General features: G+C 33.9%; 11 protein-coding genes. 5 read left to right on the top strand and 6 right to left on the bottom strand.

Annotated elements, in window-relative coordinates:
- Nucleotides 1-11 precede the first annotated feature (11 nt).
- The 4 genes from C1A40_RS06580 to C1A40_RS06595 all read right to left on the bottom strand — a co-directional run bounded on the left by C1A40_RS06580 (nt 12) and on the right by C1A40_RS06595 (nt 9,656).
- On the bottom strand, nt 12-2,093 hold the full coding sequence (locus C1A40_RS06580; RefSeq protein WP_158651307.1) for a hypothetical protein: 2,082 nt from the start codon (nt 2,091-2,093) through the stop codon (nt 12-14).
- Between the two features lie 17 nt (nt 2,094-2,110).
- Nucleotides 2,111-3,589: a RagB/SusD family nutrient uptake outer membrane protein gene (locus C1A40_RS06585; RefSeq protein ID WP_102995202.1), complete on the bottom strand. Its 1,479-nt coding sequence runs from the start codon at nt 3,587-3,589 to the stop codon at nt 2,111-2,113.
- Nucleotides 3,590-3,601: 12 nt separating this feature from the next.
- Nucleotides 3,602-6,616, bottom strand: coding sequence for a SusC/RagA family TonB-linked outer membrane protein (locus tag C1A40_RS06590; RefSeq protein ID WP_102995203.1), 3,015 nt, complete (start codon nt 6,614-6,616; stop codon nt 3,602-3,604).
- A 229-nt stretch (nt 6,617-6,845) separates the two neighbouring features.
- Nucleotides 6,846-9,656, bottom strand: a complete 2,811-nt coding sequence (locus C1A40_RS06595; RefSeq protein WP_102995204.1) for a helix-turn-helix and ligand-binding sensor domain-containing protein — start codon at nt 9,654-9,656, stop codon at nt 6,846-6,848.
- A 240-nt stretch (nt 9,657-9,896) separates the two neighbouring features.
- Here C1A40_RS06595 and C1A40_RS06600 point away from each other — a divergent pair, with 240 nt between their 5' ends.
- Nucleotides 9,897-11,093, top strand: coding sequence for an IS256 family transposase (locus tag C1A40_RS06600; protein WP_102995205.1), 1,197 nt, complete (start codon nt 9,897-9,899; stop codon nt 11,091-11,093).
- 69 nt (nt 11,094-11,162) lie between these two features.
- Here the strand turns inward: C1A40_RS06600 and C1A40_RS06605 are convergent, their stop codons facing one another.
- Nucleotides 11,163-11,834 carry a head GIN domain-containing protein gene (locus tag C1A40_RS06605; protein ID WP_102995206.1) on the bottom strand — a complete coding sequence of 224 codons (672 nt, stop codon included), beginning with the start codon at nt 11,832-11,834 and terminating at the stop codon, nt 11,163-11,165.
- A 73-nt stretch (nt 11,835-11,907) separates the two neighbouring features.
- Complete coding sequence (gene rnr, locus C1A40_RS06610) at nt 11,908-14,106, bottom strand: ribonuclease R (protein WP_102995207.1); 2,199 nt, start codon at nt 14,104-14,106, stop codon at nt 11,908-11,910.
- A gap of 1,092 nt (nt 14,107-15,198) precedes the next feature.
- On the opposite strand from rnr, the gene C1A40_RS06615 reads away from it, so the two are divergent.
- The 4 genes from C1A40_RS06615 (at nt 15,199) to C1A40_RS06630 (ending at nt 19,175) form a co-directional block, all read left to right on the top strand.
- On the top strand, nt 15,199-15,633 hold the full coding sequence (locus C1A40_RS06615; protein WP_102995208.1) for an RpiB/LacA/LacB family sugar-phosphate isomerase: 435 nt from the start codon (nt 15,199-15,201) through the stop codon (nt 15,631-15,633).
- Entirely contained in the window at nt 15,634-16,551 is a 918-nt protein-coding gene (locus C1A40_RS06620) for a cation diffusion facilitator family transporter (protein ID WP_102995209.1), read from the top strand.
- Nucleotides 16,552-16,655: 104 nt separating this feature from the next.
- On the top strand, nt 16,656-17,105 hold the full coding sequence (locus C1A40_RS06625) for a GNAT family N-acetyltransferase (RefSeq protein ID WP_102995210.1): 450 nt from the start codon (nt 16,656-16,658) through the stop codon (nt 17,103-17,105).
- 156 nt (nt 17,106-17,261) lie between these two features.
- On the top strand, nt 17,262-19,175 hold the full coding sequence (locus tag C1A40_RS06630) for a S9 family peptidase (protein WP_102995211.1): 1,914 nt from the start codon (nt 17,262-17,264) through the stop codon (nt 19,173-19,175).
- Nucleotides 19,176-19,181 lie beyond the last annotated feature (6 nt).

The raw sequence follows: 19,181 nt of genomic DNA on the forward strand, positions 1-19,181 counted from the left end.
TTTATTTCTTTTTATATTCTTACTAATTTATATTGCCAAAAAACACCACTACCAATATCAATATTTACAGAAATCGTGTTATTATCGATAAATGAAACATTGTAGGTTATGGCTTCTGGCGCCTCGCTAGGACTTGCAAGTTCGCCACCATTGTAAGGTTTGGCTAATCCGATAAAAGCACCAATACCATTAAGGGTGACGGTTCCTGCGCTACCATCGTAAGTATAGGTTGCAGCGTTCGATCCGTCATGAGGAGCAACAGGCGTGCCACAAGAATCGCTTCCACCTTGCCAAGCTTCGGTCCAGGTTTGAGTACCTAAATCGTTTGTAAAAGATCCATCGGAACCAAAAATATAGGTGTCATCATAGTAACAATCTCTAAGGGTTACACAGTCGGCATCGCAGTTCCAATAACTAATATCGCCAACACTAGGACCAACGCCCAGAGCACCAGCTTCTTGAGCCATTTGCCAAGTTCCTGTAAGCGGAGAACTTACTTGACCATCTCTAACCAAAATAAATTGCCAAAATACACCACCACCAACATCAATATTAACAGCCATGGTATTAGGATCTTGAAAAGTGACATTGTAAATAATAGAAGTTGGTGCATCGGCAGGGTTTGTAAGCTCTCCGCCGTTGTACGCTTTAGATAAACCTATATAAGCACCTACACCATTAAGAACTACGGTATTATCCGTTTCATTATACACATAAGTTGCTGGGTTAGATCCATCATGAGGGGCAATTGGCGTACCACAAGAATCGCCTCCGCCTTGCCAAGCTTCAGTCCAAGTTTGCGCACCTAAATCGTTAGTAAAAGACCCATCGGCACCAAAGGTGTAAATATCATCATAATAACAATCTCTAAGGACAACACAATCTGCATCGCAATTCCAATAGCTAATATCGCCAACGCTAGGACCAACACCTAAAGCGCCAGCTACAGAAGCCAATTTCCAGTTACCCACAATTCCTGTTTGAACTGGTGAAGACTCTTTATAAAAATAAAGGTTATCTACAAAAATAGTTCCTTCTCCAGAAGGCACGCCATCGAATTTAAATTGGATGATGTTACTAAAATCTACCGCAGGATTTAAATCTGTAAAATGTGAAACCGGAATATCTACCGAGTTCCATTGATTTGCAGTAAGTACCATGGGGTAAGCCGCTTCATTAGGACCACCGCTAATCGGTGAAATATTAATAGTATAATCTTCAGCAGACCATACATTAACGTGGATAAATTCCATAGTGGAAGCATCAATTGGTACGGTATTAAAATCGATACCTTGATACGTTAATTCACCATATTGAATGATATTATCTCCAGCAACTTGAATTTGTGCATAAGTTGTTGTTTGTCCCCAATTTGGATAATAATCAATCGGATCTGGATTGGCATATTTATCGCTAAAAACAGAAATTACATCGGTAGCAGCCTTTGTTGGTTTAGGAGCTGGATCTAGGGGTTGTAAAATAGCTGTAACCTCAAATTCTTCCGTATATTCCAAGGTTTCAATAGCGGCACTCATAGCCACAATTCTAATGGTATAAAGTCCTGCATTTTGATATTGGTAAGAAACCGGTTCGCCAATATTTCCAGCAACTGGGGTATCATTTCCAACTTCGCCGAAATATACTTCATAAGAAAGGGCATAATCTGCCATAGCCATTACATTAACTAGCTTTGAAATAGCAGGATCATTTTCAATAGTCACCATTAAGTTTTCTGGTGCTTTAAAGGAAACCGTGATATTTTGAGTCGCTTTTGTTTCCAAACCATTTAAACCTATGGCTGTAATAACAGCATCGTAAGTACCTTCGGAATAAGCATGTTGTGTCGTTTTCCCTGGAGTTATAGGATCTGAAACTTCCGATCCATCGCCATAATCAACTAAAAAGCTAACCACACCTTCACCTAAAGGCGCAATAGTTACAAGCCCCGTATTATCTTGAGTTACACTTACAGCAGCAGCAACATTTTTTGGCGCTTTAATGTCGTTTACGTAATCTAAATTTTCATCTTCGGTACATCCCATAACCAGACATGTAAGCAGAAAAATTTGTAATATATATTTAGTGATTTTCATAGTATATTTATTTAGAATTAATAGTTAGGGTTTTGTTCCCAGTTTCCGTTTGAAAATTGAATTTCTTCAATAGGAATAGGGAAAACCTCATTCTTACCAGCAGTAAAACCATCAATTTCTTGGGCTGCTTTTCCTGTTCTAACCAAATCGAAAAAACGATGTCCTTCACCAACAAGTTCCACACGTCTTTCATGTGCAATAGCATCAGTAAGTGCTGCACCTGTAGAAGTTACATTATGGGCCGAATCGCCAAAAGCTCTTTCGCGCACACGGTTTAAATAAGTTTGCGCTTTGGTATCGTCTATACCACCACTATTATAAGCTTCGGCAGCCATTAACAACACATCTGCAAAACGAATTGATCTGTAGTTATTAGGGTTTGTTAAGTTTTGATCGCCCGTGTTTAAATCGCCTTTACGCGCTAAGTATTTTCTATTAAAAAACCCTGTATGCTCGTATCCTGTACCGTATGTAGCACCAGTTGTAGCTGCCCAGTTTTCAATATCTAATATGGCTACATCTTTACGTAAATCGCCATCTTCAAAAGCATCAACAGCTTCTTGTGTAGGCACATTGAAACTAAAACCAGAATCGAATAAAGGCCCATCATACGTTCTAATACTATTAAAACCAACGGCAACATTACCTTCACTACATTGTAAACATTCAAAACCAGCACCTTCAGCATCGGTATATTGTACTTCAAAAACAGATTCGATACCGTTTTCACCATCATTTTCAAAAATAGAATCGTAATCAGCAACCAAATCATAAGGACCTTCATTTATAACTCTATCAAGAACTAAAGCTGCTTCGGCATATTGTTTTTGGTACAAATACGCTTTCCCTAATAAAGCTAAAGCCGCACCTTTGGTAACACGACCAACTTCGGGCGCTGTATATTCTAAATGCTCTACTGCGTATTTTAAATCGTCTTGAATTAACTTATACACATCGGCAACTGGCGATCTAGGAATGGTTGTTTCATCACCAAGTTCATAACGTGTTTGTTTAAGTGGCACCGGACCAAACCATTTTACCAACTCGAAATAATAGTAAGCGCGTAAAAAATAGGCTTCACCAATTATAATTTCTCGACCAGGGAAATCGGTTTTATCTTGAAATTCTAAAATAAAATTTACACGATTAACACCAGCATACATCCAAGTCCAGATATCTCTTAGATTACTGTTTACAGGGGTGTGAATCATATCATCTATCTGCTGAAAACCAGGAACATCTACAGCACTGCCGCCACCAGCAAGGGTATTATCGGAAGCAATTTCACCTAGCATCACATTCACGTAAGATGACTGCAACAAATCGTAAGCGCCAACTAAAGCGTTGTAATAATCCTCTTCTGAATTAAAATAACTTTCAGAATCTATATTATACCTATCCACATCTTCTAAATACGCATCTCCACAAGCGGTTGCTCCTAAAAGGATGCTTAATGTTAATAGGCTTTGTATTGTTTTATTTATATATTTTTTCATAGTGCTAATAATTTAAATGGATAGGTTTAAGCCAACAATAAACTGTCTTGAAATAGGGTAAAAACCATAGTCTATACCACCACCAATTGCAGCGTTATTTGTAGCAGCCGGATCGTAACCCATATACTTTGTAAAAGTGAAGGCATTGTTTACTGAAAAGTAAAGTCTGAATTTACTAACACCCAACTTATCTACCACAGGTTGAGATAAAGAATACCCCAATTGGATGTTTTGAATTCTTAAGAATGAAGAATCTTCAACATAAAAATCTGAAAACACTTTGTTGGTAGTTGCACCAATAGTATTTCTAGGCATACTGTTTGTAGAGCCTTCTCCTGTCCATCGGTTTAAATACATATTCAACCTATTTACATTTGGCTCATCACGCTCGTAGTTACGCACGGTTTCTTTACCTAATTCGCCATACATATAGGCACCAAAATCTAAGTTTCTATAGTTAAAACTTAAATTTAAGCCCATGATATAATCTGGTTGTGGTTTGCCTAAATAGGTTCTATCATCAATTGTAATTTCGTTATCACCATTAACATCTACATATTTAAAATCGCCAGGAGCGGATACAGCACCTAAACTTGATTGTGATGGAGCCGCATCAATTTCGGCTTGATTTTGAAAAATCCCGTCTGTTTTAAGTCCGTATAAATAACCTAAAGGCTGACCTACTTCCATTCTAGCAATAGCAGGTTGTCCCACACTAAAATTACCAGCTTCTGGAATTACTCCGCCGTTAATAGCCGTTACTTCACCATTAATTTTGGTAACATTATAGGCTATTGAAAAGGAGGTATTTTCAGAGATTGTTTCTTTGTAATTGATAAACAATTCAACCCCTTTGTTTCTTGTTGTTCCAGCATTAACCGTAGGTAATCCGGCACCTGGTGCCCCTGCACCCAAAATACCTGAAACCGGGAAACCTTCAATTAATAAATCGTTTCTATCTTCAATAAAATAATCCGTGGTGATTTCAATTTTATTATTAAATAAATTAAGATCTAAACCGACATCGAATTTTTCAGCAACTTCCCATTTAGCATCTGGGTTAGGAATTCTACCGTTGGCAGTACCTGTAACTAAGGCATTATTAAAAACATAAGTTGCCTCACCACTTAGTCCGGCACGGTATAAATCGCTTCCAACATTGTTTCCTAAAGTTCCGTAACTCCCTCTTAATTTTAGAAAGTTTATCACATTGGAATCTTCTAAGAAAGCTTCATCTGAAATTTTCCAACCTGCAGTAACCGATGAGAAATAATCAATTCTATTATCAGGAGAAAAATCGGAAGAACCATCGCGTCGAATCATGGCAGAAAGTAAATACTTCCCTTTATAATCATACTGCAATCTTCCGAAGAAAGATGCCAAACGGCTATCGTAAATATAAGAGCCTGTAGATTTTGCTTCACTTAAACCATTCGCTAAAGAAATATCGGCAAATTCCCAAGAGTTGTTAGGAACATCAAAGCCTGTAGCATTTAAATGATCGCCCCAATTTCTTAATGCACTGGTTCCTAAAGTAAAAGTGGTGTTGTGGTTTTTACCAAATACAGGATTGTAAGTAGCAAAGGTTTCCCAAGTATACGAGTTATCGGTAGTTCGATATTGGTAAACACTACTTCTATCGGTATTAAATACTTTACCAGCCCCATAATTAACAATGGGCGAAAAGCTTTTTCCCTTTTCATTATAAGACTTGATACCAATACGAGAAGTGATGGTTAAATTATCAAGAATACTATAATCGATTTGAAAAGTTCCTTCAATAGAATTCCCGTTTAATTCATCGTAAGTATTCGCTAATTGCGACAAAGGATTAACCACTTCGTTACCTAAAAATCCAGAAACATCTTCTTGACCTAGACTATAAGTTGGCGAATAGTTTAAGGCATTAAATAAGGGTACGCCTAAAGCATTCTCGCCTATTCTATTTCGGTTAGAATTAAAATAATTGGCAGAGGTTGTAAATTTTAATTTCTCGGTAATATCAAAACTTAATTTAGTTTTAACGTTAGCCCGTTGAAAATTAGATTTATCGCTAGCAATAATACCATCTTGTTCTAAAATAGAACCTCCAAAATAGTAGGTACTTTTCGCACCACCACCAGAAATAGATACGTTATGATTGGTTATTGGAGCTGTTTCAAAAAGTTCGTCTTGCCAGTCTATACCTTTACCTAATCCACTAATATCTGGAAATGGTAAAGCCTTACCGTCAGCTGCATAACTTTCGTTTAGAGTTATGGCATATTCTGTAGCGTTCATAAAAGGTAATTGGCGTGTGGTTTGCTGCATCCCAGTATAACCGTTATAGTTAAATTTTGCAGCAGTATTACGCTTACCTCCCTTTGTAGTCACTAATACTACACCATTAGCACCTTCAATACCATAAATAGCCGCTTGTGCATCTTTTAATACGGAAAATGTTTCAATATCGTTAGGATTAATGGTGTTTAAATCCCCTTTATAACCATCAATAATCACTAATGGACCATTATCGATATTAGAACTTACACCACGAATTAAAATGTTAAATCCGCCTCCTGGAGAACCTGAAGGTGTCGATACCGAAACCCCTGCAGAGGTACCCTGTAAGGCTTGTGCGGCATCAATAGGGTTTAAATCTTCAATAGTTTTAGCATTAACAACAGAAACGGCGCCTGTAAGATCTTGCTTCTTTTGGGCACCATAACCAATAACAACAACTTCATTAAGTTGTGCAATATCTTCTATTAATTGAATAATTAAATTAGAGTTATCTTTAATAACTACTTCCTTAGTAATGTATCCAACAAAACTCACCACAATGGTGGCACCAGGTTTAACATCGGTTAATGTAAAGCCTCCATCGAAATTTGTGATTTCCCCCTGGGTGGTGTTTTTTACAATAATGTTTGCTCCTGGAATGGGTAACCCTGATTGATCCTGTACAATTCCGCTCACGTTTATATTTTGTGCGCCTGAATAAACCACAAAGCATAGAGCTAGAATTTTTAATAGCATGTGTTTCATAAATATTTAGTTTTAGTCTGATATAAAATTAGTAGTATATAGCTGAGACCTGGAATTTTATGCCCAAACAAAAAATATACATGATAAAAAAGACCCCGTGTTTTTATGAAAACGTTAACAAATAGAAAGGTTTAATATCAAATTCTTATAAATGGGAAAATGATGAATAAACCTTAAAAAGTAGAAATGTTGTGGTGTTGTATAGGTGAAAATGCCGAATGTTGTGGACTTAAATTTCCAAAATGTAATCTGTTAAGCTAGATTCATGCGGCAAATCCATTTTTTTTCTTAATCGATAGCGCTTAACTTCTACACTTCTTGGTGAAATATTTAAAAGTGGCGCAATCTCTTTTGAGGATAAATTTAAACGCAAATAAGCACATAAACGTAAATCATTTGAAGTAAGCTGCAGATGCAATGCTTTTATCTTTTTTAGGAAGTCTTTATCCGCATTATTGAAGGCTTCTTGAAAAACATTCCAATCGTCTGCATTATTTAAATTTCTATCAATAACCTTAATAACTTGCTTGATGTTTTTCACATCTGTAATCTTTTGAAGATCATTTTTTAGACTATTAAGAAACTCATTCTTTTTAATTAAGCTCATGGTAGAAATGCTTAATTCTCTGTTTTTATTTTCAATATCCTGTCTTAAATTATCATTATTAAAACGCATAAGTTGTTGCTTGTTTTCTAACTCTTTTAATTCGAGTTCGCGTTCTTTAGCAAGCAATATTTTTAAACGCTGTTTTTTATAATAACGCGTGTAAAGCATATGCATAAACAATGAAAAAATAAGGACTAATAAAAAGTAACATATTATTGCTATATTAGATAAATACCATGGTCTTTCTATATTAAAACTGTAAGACGCCGTATTTTCACTTAAATGATTACCTAATCTAGCTCTAACACTAAACTTATAATTACCATAAGGTAAATTCTCGAATAAAACACTAGAATTGGTAGACCATGTACTCCATTTATCGTAAATACCATCTAATTTATATTGATATTCTGCTACCAAATACCGCTTGTATTCCGGAATATTATAACTGAATTTAATATTGTTTTCGTTGTTTTTAAATTTACCAAACTCATGTTTGTTATGAAGAAGAGTGGTATAGCCATCATCATAAGTACTATTAGAAATTGTGTTGATATTAATTTGATAAGGCTTGTCTTGAAACAAATGCGTGTCTATAACAATATAACCATGCGAAGTGCCATATAAATATTTATGATCCTTTAAATAGGAAATGTTTTCATAACCAGAAACATCGTTTCTAACAAAAGCAGGTAAGGAAATTTTATTTATGGTAGGTGTATTACTTAACTTTCCGGGGGTTAAATAGTTTAAACCATACTCTGAAAAAGCCCATAATTTATTAGTCTTTGTATCATTAACCAATTTCCCCGAAGTAAATTCTTGTTCCTTAAATAAAGCACTTAAAATCGTATCCTTAACAAACTTTTGTATTGAAGGTTGGTAGGCAAAAACACCTTTCTTTTCGGAATAAAGTATTTTGTCTTTGTATTTAATAAGGCTGGTTTTTAAACCCTTATTAATAGTTGTTTCTTCTGTGATATGAAGGGTTTTAGTTAAAGCTTTATCCACGTCAATTTTAAAAACCCCTTTATATTCATGACTTACAAAAATTTCATGATCGTTAAAAAACTCAAAATACCTTGTGGAAGCATCAAAACCTTCAATTTTATTTCTAAGTTGCCAAATCCCATTTACATGTTCTAAAACATATAAACCGGTATAGTTTCCTTGCAATAATAAATTATTAGCCCCTTCAATAGGTTTTATACTCCAGGTTCCTATAACATCGGCTACTTTACGGGCTTTATTATTTTTAATAACAAAGGTTCCAGAATTATGTCCGCAAAATAATGTGTTATTTATTTCAGTTAAACACCAGGTAGCGCCTTGTGTACCTTCAACTTTTTTAAAGTCGTTGTTAGTCCCATACTTTTTATAAAATAAACCTTGATTGGTACCTAAATACAAAAAATCATCATACAGAATAGAAGCATTAACGGCGCCAATATTTCCGTTATCATCATTAAAAATTTTATATGGTGATTTAATATTAATGCAGTTCACACCATTTTCTAAACCAAGCCAAATATTGTTTTCTACATCTTCAAAAACAGAAAGCACGGTATTATTACCTAATCCATGACTTTGGTCGATTTGCGATAATAAATTTCCGTTGGCATCTATATGAAATATGCCATTGGAAATGCTTCCTAATATAAAACTATTGTCTTTTAGCTGGATACTACTATAAATTCTATTGTTATAAATTTTATCATTAGCAGAAATATCCCAACTTTCTAGTTTATTTTCATTCAAGATGAAAAAACCATAATCTTCCGTTTGAAATAATAATTTTCCTTGATGGTTGAAGATGTTTACCAATAGATTTTCTTGAACTACAGCATCTTTTGAAACCAATTTAGAACTGCCATTAACAATTTCATATACACCATCCTTTACACTTTGAAAATAAATACTTTCATTCACCTTAAACATTTTGTAGATGGTCGAATCAGAATTGATAATCGCATAATTACCTAGCTTTTTGTTATAGATATAAATTCGTTTTAGAGACTGAAACAATATAAAATCATTTACATTAATAATGTTCCAGATTTCTTCATCTTCAAAAAAAGTTAAATTTAATTCATCGGATAAAGAGGCATATTCTAACTTCCCTAAATTATTGCGTTTCCAATAACCGAAATCGCGATAACTTCCCGTATATATAAGTGAGTCTATAACATTTACAGACCTTAAAATAGTTTTATTAGGCGATAAATATAATGCCCATTCTGCACCATTATATTCTAATAAACCTTTGTTATTAGCTACATAAATATACTTTTCGCTGGATTGTGAAATGGCCCAATTCTGACTTTCGGCACCGTAATCTTTAGGAGAAAAAATTTGAATAGGAGAACGCTCTTGTGCTAATAATGTAGTTGAAGCATGAAAGCATAACAATAAAACAAAGTATAATAGTCTCAAAATAAAAGGTAGTTAGTTGTATCGCCAATGTACTAAAAATAAGTGTTTGTAAAAACCTTGAAACATTTTGTATGGTTTAAGGTTATGTATATAAAAAGAAAAAGGCTGAATAAAAATCAAGTTTAATTGATTTTCATTCAGCCTTTTAATAATGGCAGTATCTCATAAAGTGTGTAAACAAAAAATATCGAGGGTTGCAACCCTCGATATTTTTTGTTTAATTTTAAAATTTACACACTTATGAAGAAAGAAGATTTTCTAAACGACGATTTTTTAAAACAGTTCAAAACAGGAGACGAACTAACCTCCTTTCTAAAATCCATCCAAAAGCGAGGTATTGAAAAGATGCTAGAAGGAGAACTTGACGCTCATTTAGACTATGAGAAACATCAGCAATCCAATAATAGCAATACCCGTAACGGCTATGGATCTAAAAGGATAAAAACAGCTTTAGGAGAGACTAATATTAAAGTTCCCAGAGACCGAGAAGCTTCTTTTAACCCTATGCTGGTTCCTAAACGCACAAACATGGTTGACGGCATAGAAAACGTCATTATCAGCCTTTATGCCAAGGGTATGAGTAATTCTGATATTGAAGAGCAAATCCGAGAAGTTTACGATTTTGATGTATCTACATCTACCATATCACGTATCACAGATAAAGTTACCAATGATATTATTGCTTGGCAAAACAGACCCCTGGAGCCCGTATATTTAATTACTTGGATGGATGGTATTGTATTTAAGGTTCGGGAGAACTCTAAAGTCATTAACAAAACCATGTACATCGCCGTAGGACTCCGTAGAGATGGTAAAAAGGAAGTCTTAGGACTTTGGCTGGGTAAGAATGAATCGGCAGCCTTTTGGATGAGTGTACTAACCGATATGAAAGCCAGAGGCGTTCAGGATTTGCTTATCACGGCCACAGATAATCTTAACGGTTTCACCGACACCATTAAAAATGTTTTTCCTGAATCTAAAACCCAAATTTGCGTGGCACATCAGATTCGTAACGCTTGTCGCTATGTTGTTTGGAAAGACAAGAAGGAATTTGCAAAAGACATGAAGAATATCTATGATGCACCCACCAAAAACGCAGCAAAAGCTGCTCTAGAGGACTTTGCTCAGAAATGGGAACACAAGTACTCTTATGCTATTAAAAGCTGGAGAGACAACTGGGATGAGCTTACTGCTTTTTATGAATTTCCTGTTGAAATTAGAAAAATCATTTACACTACCAACCTTATTGAAAACCTTAATGGAAAAATCAGAAAGTACACTAAAAACAAGCTCTCATTCCCAACAGATGAGGCTGTTATGAAGTCCACTTTTTTAGCCCTTAGAGAGGCTACCAAAAAATGGTCGATGCCTATTAGGAACTGGGGCATTATTTTAAACCAGTTTTTAACTATATTTGAAAAAAGGGTTCAACTTTAAAAAAGCTAAACCCTCGATTTATAACTTACACACTTTTCGGGATAGTGTCTTAATAATATAAATACGCTTTTAATTCATACGCTTTACCGTACCGCCTAAAGCTGTGTTTTCGTTAATTACTTGAGGCTTCCCATAAATATAAACATTACCACCAGCGCGAATTTTTGCATTCACTTCTTCGGTAGCATTCACATGAGCTTCGCCAGCCGCTTTAATCGACACATCGGTATCTTCAGTGATGAGTTCTTCTCCTTTAAAAATTCCACCAGTATTGATATCTATTTTTTGATCTTTCGAGTCTCCTTTAACCGTAATAACACCGCCTGTAACCGCTTTAACTAAGGTGTGCTTTACTTCTACCGGTACAGATATAGTTCCACCCTCTTGAGCTCTTAAATCAATTTCAAATTGTTTTATAACGTCGTTAGAAGTTACTTGAGCACCTTCATTAACATCGATAATATCAATATGTTTATAATATAAAGTCACTTTGGTACTATTACCATTAAATATTTTTTCAAGATTCATTTTTATTTTAAGCTTACCATTTTTATTATTGACAATCACATTATTGGTATTTTCGCCTGTGATGACAATTTTATTTTCGGAAGCCTGTACTAAATCTAGTTGAATTAAGTCGTAAATCTTAAGTTCGGTAAATTCACCAACCGATTTTTCGACCTTTTCTTGAGCAAATACTGTTGATGAAATTAAAGTAAAAATGAAAAATATGCGTTTCATAGTTTGTTTGTTTTAGTTATTTCGAGCAAAATTATCAATAATTGTTCCATGATGAATTCACTTTGTGATAATTTTAAATCGCGGTTTCAGGTTTCCCTAATAAGTTAAAATCTAAATGTTTTTTAACTAAATCGGTGTTCTTAACTTTAACAACCACTTCATCACCTAGTTGATAGGTAACGCCCGAATTTCGACCAACCATAGCATATTGATCTTGATCGAAGGCGTAGTGATCGTCGGTCATATCGCGAACACTCACCATTCCTTCACATTTATTTGAGATAATTTCGACGTATATGCCCCAATCGGTAACTCCAGAAATAACACCCACGAAAGCCTCATCTTTATGATCTTGCATGAATTTAATTTGCATGTATTTTATAGAATCACGTTCGGCTTTAGTAGCCAGGTTTTCCATATTACTGGAATGCTGACATTTTTCTTCGTACACATCTTCGTTAGCCGATTTTCCGCCATCTAAATAATGTTGCAATAAACGATGCGCCATTACATCGGGGTAACGACGAATAGGTGAAGTAAAATGGCTGTAATAGTCGAAAGCCAATCCGTAATGCCCAATATTATGTGTTGTATATTCGGCTTTACTCATACTTCTTATCGTGAGGGTATCTACTAAATTTTGCTCCTTTTTGCCATGCACTTCTGTTAATAAATGGTTTAAGGAAGCTGCTGTAGTTTTACGGTCTTTAAAATTAAGTTTGTAACCAAATTTAGATACAATACCTTGTAAATTAGCTAATTTACTATCGTCTGGTTCGTCATGAACACGATATACAAAGGTTTTTTTAGGATCTTGTTTCCCTATAAATTCTGATACTTTTCGATTCGCTAAAAGCATAAACTCTTCAATAAGTTTATTAGCATCTTGGCTGGTTTTAAAAAATACACCAATAGGATTTGCCTCTTCATCCAAATTGAATTTTACTTCAACCTTATCAAAAGAAAGGGCACCAGAACGCATACGCTTACCACGCATAATTTTAGCCAGTGCATCCATTTTTAAAATGGCATCGGCGATTTTTTGATCGGTGTCATAGGTTTTTCCTGTTAAAGATACTTCAGCAGGAATGGTATTCGATTTAGATTCTATAATCGCTTGGGCCTCTTCATAAGCAAAACGGGCATCACTATAGGTTACCGTTCTTCCAAACCATTGGTTTTTAATCTCGGCTTTATCATTCATTTGAAACACTGCAGAAAAAGTGTATTTTTCTTCATGCGGACGTAAAGAACAAGCTTTATTAGAAAGGACTTCAGGTAACATAGGCACCACACGATCCACTAAATAAACAGAGGTAGCGCGCTCGTAAGCTTCGTCATCTAGAACAGTGCCTTCTTCTAAATAATGCGACACATCGGCAATATGAATTCCTATTTCGTATAAACCATTGTCTAACACTTCAAAAGATAAAGCATCATCAAAATCTTTAGCATCTTTCGGGTCTATGGTAAAGGTTAAATCTTTACGCATGTCGCGACGTTTAGCTATTTCTTCAGCTGTAATGGAAGTATCTAACTGATTGGCAAACTGTTCCACTTCATAAGGAAATTCGTGAGGTAAACCATACTCTGCCAAAATCGCATGTATTTCGGTGTTATGATCGCCTGGTTTTCCTAAAACTTGAACCACTTTTCCGTTAGGAGAATCGGCTTTTTCTGGCCAATCTTCTAGTTTGACTAAAACTTTATCGCCATCTTCAGCTTTAAAGGTTTTATTGATAGGTACAAAAATATCTTTGTACATTTTATTGCTATCGGCTACAACAAAGGCATAATTATCATGCAGTTGAATCACACCAACATACTCCGATTTAGCACGTTTTATAATATTGGTAATTTCGCCTTCAAGCTTGCCGTGCTTTCTACGTTTATAGACGTAAAATTCAACTTCGTCGTTATGTAGAGCTTTGTTAATATTATTAGAAGCAATAAATACATCATCTTCAAAATCCTCGCAAATAACATAGCCGTTACCTTTAGAGGCCAAATCAAGAATGCCGGTATGGTATTCGGCATTAATAATGGCCTTAAACTTACCGCGATCTACTTCTTCAATCTCTTGTTTGCCTTGTAAATCCCGTAATTTTTTTATGATTTGATTACGACTACTCGCATCGTTTACACCAAGTTTGGCTGCTATTTGTTTGTAGTTAAACGTTTGGTTACGTTCTTTTTTTAAAATACTTAATATGGTATTTGATAGGTTGGAAATGCCTTTATTTTTGGATTTTCCTTTTCTTTTTCTAGTCATTAAATTCTGTGATCGTTTACAATTTCTAAGATACTAGAAATTGTGTTATTACATAGCATGGTTTTGGGAGAAGATATGCTATTTATTTTCTACAAAGCTACGGTTTATATTTTAAAGCGATGTTTTGTAAACATTAATTCACAATATATTAAGTAATTTGAACCTGAATTTAGCTTAGTTATTAGTTTAACTTAAGCTTAAAAAAATGAATAGACTATATATTTATTTTTAGAAATCACTCCATTTTATAGTTATCCACATATATCTATATATTATTATTTTTCTTTTAAAAATTTAAAAAAACAATGGTGGTTATTATAGGGTGTTAATAAGTGGTATAACTTTTTTGAGTTTTATTTTGATGGCTTTAAATTTACAGTTTGTTAATAGGTTCTTAACAATAGAATTTTTTGTAAAAGCTTTATTTTGAATGATTTTAGATTTTATATACACAGTTGTTAACAACTCCATTTAACCACTTTTTACTCATAAGTTTTTTTCATTTTATGTTTATAGTGATCAATTTTTAGGCTCATAACATTAAAAAAAAAAGTGAGTTAAATATTTGTTTTTTTAGTTCCGGTTTTTGATTGGAAAAATAAATGGATATTCAATATTTTTCTTTTAGAAAGTAATCAACAGTTATTAACAAGTTGTTAAAAGTAATATTTAAAGTAATCAACATTCATAAAGGATAGCGGTGATTTTGGAATAAATATATTCCATTCATTTGATTATGAATTACTTGTATTTTTTAGAATGAAAAGTGTTTGTAAAAAGTCTTTTTGAAGATTATTTTTTGTATAAAAATACCAGTCGCTTGTATGATTTGTAGTGGGATTCGGTACCAAATTTATCAAATAAAAAACGAATAGATAATTTGAAAGGTGATTTCATTTTATGATACTATCATTTGATACTATCATTTATTTTGAATGATCTTATGAAACTAATTTTTTTAATAGACAATTTTAAGTCCTATATGAGAAAGTCAAGAATCTTGATGCCTTTATCAAAGCAGTCTACAATCTTAACAAGAAAACAATGATATATTTAGTAACTTTGCTACTTAAAATAATTAGAATTTAAATCATGACAATTTCTATAGGTAACGATCACGCAGGAACAGAATATAAATTTGCTATTAAGGAACTTCTTGAAGCTAAAGGTTATACTGTAAATAACCATGGAACCGATGCACATGACAGCGTTGATTACGCCGATTTTGTACATCCAGTGGCCACCGATGTTGTTAACAAGACCTCTACTTATGGTATTCTTATTTGTGGTAGCGCTAATGGTGTGGCTATGGCAGCAAACAAACATCAAAAAATTCGTGCTGGTTTATGCTGGAATAAGGAAATTGTACATTTAATAAGAAGTCATAATAACGCTAATATTTTATGTATTCCAGCTAGATTTACTGCCATTCCACAAGCTTTAGAAATGGTAGATGTGTTTTTAAATACCGAATTTGAAGGCGGACGTCACCAAACTAGAATAGATAAAATTCCTGTTTCTTGCTAAATGAGTCATCATCATGGGCATCATCATACTCATGATCATCCCGATCTTAAAGGTCGGAATCTGGTTATATCCATACTTTTAAATATTGTTATAACGGTTGCTCAAGTTATTGGTGGAATCCTTTCTGGAAGTCTAGCATTACTTAGTGATGCCTTACATAATTTTAGTGATGTAATTTCGTTAATTATTAGTTATGTCGCTAATAAATTAACCAAGAAAAAAGCATCATTTCAAAAAACCTTTGGATATAAACGTGCCGAAATATTAGCTGCTTTTATTAATGCCGCCACTTTAATTATTGTGGCTATTTTATTAATAATTGAAGCCATTAAACGTTTCCATAAACCTGAAATTATTGAATCTAATTTGGTTATTTGGTTATCCTTAATAGCTATTATAGGCAATGGTTTTAGTGTGCTTTTACTTAAAAAGGATTCTAAAAGCAATATGAACATGAAAAGTGCCTACATCCATCTTTTAACCGATATGATGGCTAGTGTGGCCGTGTTGGTTGGTGGATTACTCATGAAATATTATCAGCTTTTTTGGGTGGATAGTGTGCTTACTTTCGCTATTGCTATTTACTTAATTTGGATGGGTTTTGATTTGCTAATTAATTCTACCAAGGTTTTAATGCTTTTTACACCATCGTCGGTACCTATTGAAAAAATTGTGGCAGAAATTAATGCTTTTAACAGTATTAAAAACGTGCACCACGTTCATGTTTGGCAATTGAATGAAGATGAAGTGCATCTGGAAGCTCATATCGATTTTAGTGAAAATATCACCCTATCAGAATTTGATGCCATTTTACACGATATTGAAGATTTGGTTTTTAAAAAGTACGATATCAATCATGTAAACATTCAGCCTGAATACAGTAAAGATGATGCTAAAGATGTGATCGTTCAAGACTAATTACTGCGTAGGCAGGAATCTCATAATAAAAGGCAGTAGGTATCATTCTATTTAATTTTTCTTAAATCAAATAAATAAGAAACGCTTTCATATATTTTAACCCCATGACCTTAGATATCAAACTAAAATCTTTTGAAGCTTTAACGACACAAGAACTCTATGATGTACTGCAATTAAGGAGCGAAGTTTTTGTGGTAGAACAAGACTGTGTATATCAAGATATTGATGGTAAAGACCAAAAAGCATGGCATGTATTAGGGTTTAAGGAAGACAAATTAGTGGCTTATACACGTATTTTTAAACCAGGTATTTACTTTGATGAATCTAGTATTGGTCGTGTGGTAGTAGCTAAAAATGAACGACGCCACCAATATGGTTATCATATTATGGAATTTTCTATAGATGCTATTAAAACACATTTCCGCGAAAGCGTTATAAAAATTTCGGCACAATATTATTTAAAAGCATTTTATTCCAATCTTGGTTTTAAAGCCGTAGGCGAAACTTATTTGGAAGATGGTATTCCGCATATCGCGATGTTTTATAAGCTTTAAAGGTTGTATACCTTAATGGATAACCTATTTCAAGTCTGAATTTATGGATAATTTTTTTATTTTTTTTATAAAAATTTAATAATCAGTAAGTTGTGATTAAATACTGTAAATTTTATTTAAGTTTTAAAAAATAAGTAATTACAAAAATCTGTTAATATGATATCTAAAATTTTAGGTCTAGCCACATTAATGCTTTTTTTTTCTTGTATCAAAGAAACAAAGGACGTTCAAAAAAACGTCACGCATTATTCTATCAAACAATTTATGGATAATGAGTCCGTTTACGGTGGGAGTTTTTCTGCAGATAATAATAATGTACTGGTTTCAAGTAACCTGTCGGGTATTTTTAATGTGTACAGCATTCCGGCAAGCGGTGGCGAGATAACGCCTATTACAAGTTCTGATAGTACTTCAATTTTTAGTACCTCATATTTTCCAAACGACAACAGAATATTATTTTCTACCGATGGAAATGGTAATGAAATAACACATCTTTATGTTAAGCAATTGGATGGATCCGTTCAGGATTTAACTCCTGGTGAAAATGCTAAATCTAGTTTTTATGGCTGGTCGGGAGATGAAAAATATTTTTACTTTGGATCTAATAAAAGAGATCCAAACTATTTTGATGTTTATAAATTAGCGATTGATGATTATACTACCACCATGATTTATCAAAATAACGATGGTATGGAGTTTAGTGGCATATCTAACGATGAAAATTTTATAGCTCTATCAAAATCCATAAATACCAACGATTACGATTTATTTATTTACAATGTTAAAACAAAGGAAATTAATAAAATCAACGACCATTTGAGTGCTAATATGGCTCAAGATTTTTCAGAAGATAATTCAACGTTTTATTATACAACCGATGATGGTGGCGAATTTTCATATCTCATGGCATATGATTTACAGTCCAAAGAAAAGAAAAAAGTCATGGAGAAAGCTTGGGATATCTCAGGAATTAGTTTTACTTCAAAAGGCTCTTACATGGTTGTTTATGTTAACGAAGATGGCAGAAATGCTGTTGAGGTTTTAGATTCCAAAACCATGAAACCTATTAATTTACCAGATTTTAAAGACAGTAGTATTACAAATATCCGTTTTAGTAAGGATGAAAAATGGATGTGTATGTATGTTGGCGGCACAAACAAACCTTCCGATTTATACACCTATAATTTAGAGACTAAAGAACAGCATAAATTAACAAACGTATTAAACGATGCTATAAATATTGACGATTTGGTGACCGCTAAAGTGATACGTTACAAGTCTTTTGATGGTACCGAAATTCCGGCCATTTACTATGCGCCACATCATGCCTCTAAGGATAATCAAGTCCCAGCAATGGTTTGGGTGCATGGTGGACCTGGTGGGCAAAGTCGACAACAATTTTCTGCCTTAATTCAATATTTAGTCAATCATGGTTATGCGATTCTAGCCGTTAATAACCGCGGAAGTAGTGGTTATGGAAAAACCTTTTATAAAATGGATGATAAAAACCATGGCGAAAAAGATTTAAAAGATTGTATTGAAGGCAAAAATTGGTTAGCTAAGCAATCTGAAATAGACGGCAATAAAATAGGAATATTAGGAGGATCGTACGGTGGTTTTATGACTATGGCCGCATTAACCTCTACACCCGAAGAATTTAAAGTTGGTGTTAATTTATTTGGAGTTACCAATTGGATGCGTACTTTAAAGAGTATTCCACCTTATTGGGAAGCTTATAGAACCTCGTTATACTTAGAGTTAGGTGATCCTTTTACCGCCGATTCGGTACGTTTAAAACGTATTTCACCATTATTTCATGCCGATAAAGTAACTAAGCCTTTAATTGTTTTACAAGGTTCACAAGACCCTAGGGTGTTACAAATTGAATCGGATGAAATTGTTGAAGCAGTGCGTAAAAACAATGTGCCTGTAGATTATGTTTTATTTGAAGATGAAGGTCATGGTTTTAGAAAAAAGGAAAATCAAATGGAAGCATACAGTCGAATTCTGAAGTTTTTAGATACTTATTTAAAAAATGAGCCAGAATCAACCGATACTGCTTTAAAATAAAAGTAT

Source organism: Tamlana carrageenivorans (genome assembly GCF_002893765.1).
Taxonomy (GTDB): Bacteria; Bacteroidota; Bacteroidia; order Flavobacteriales; family Flavobacteriaceae; genus Pseudotamlana; species Pseudotamlana carrageenivorans.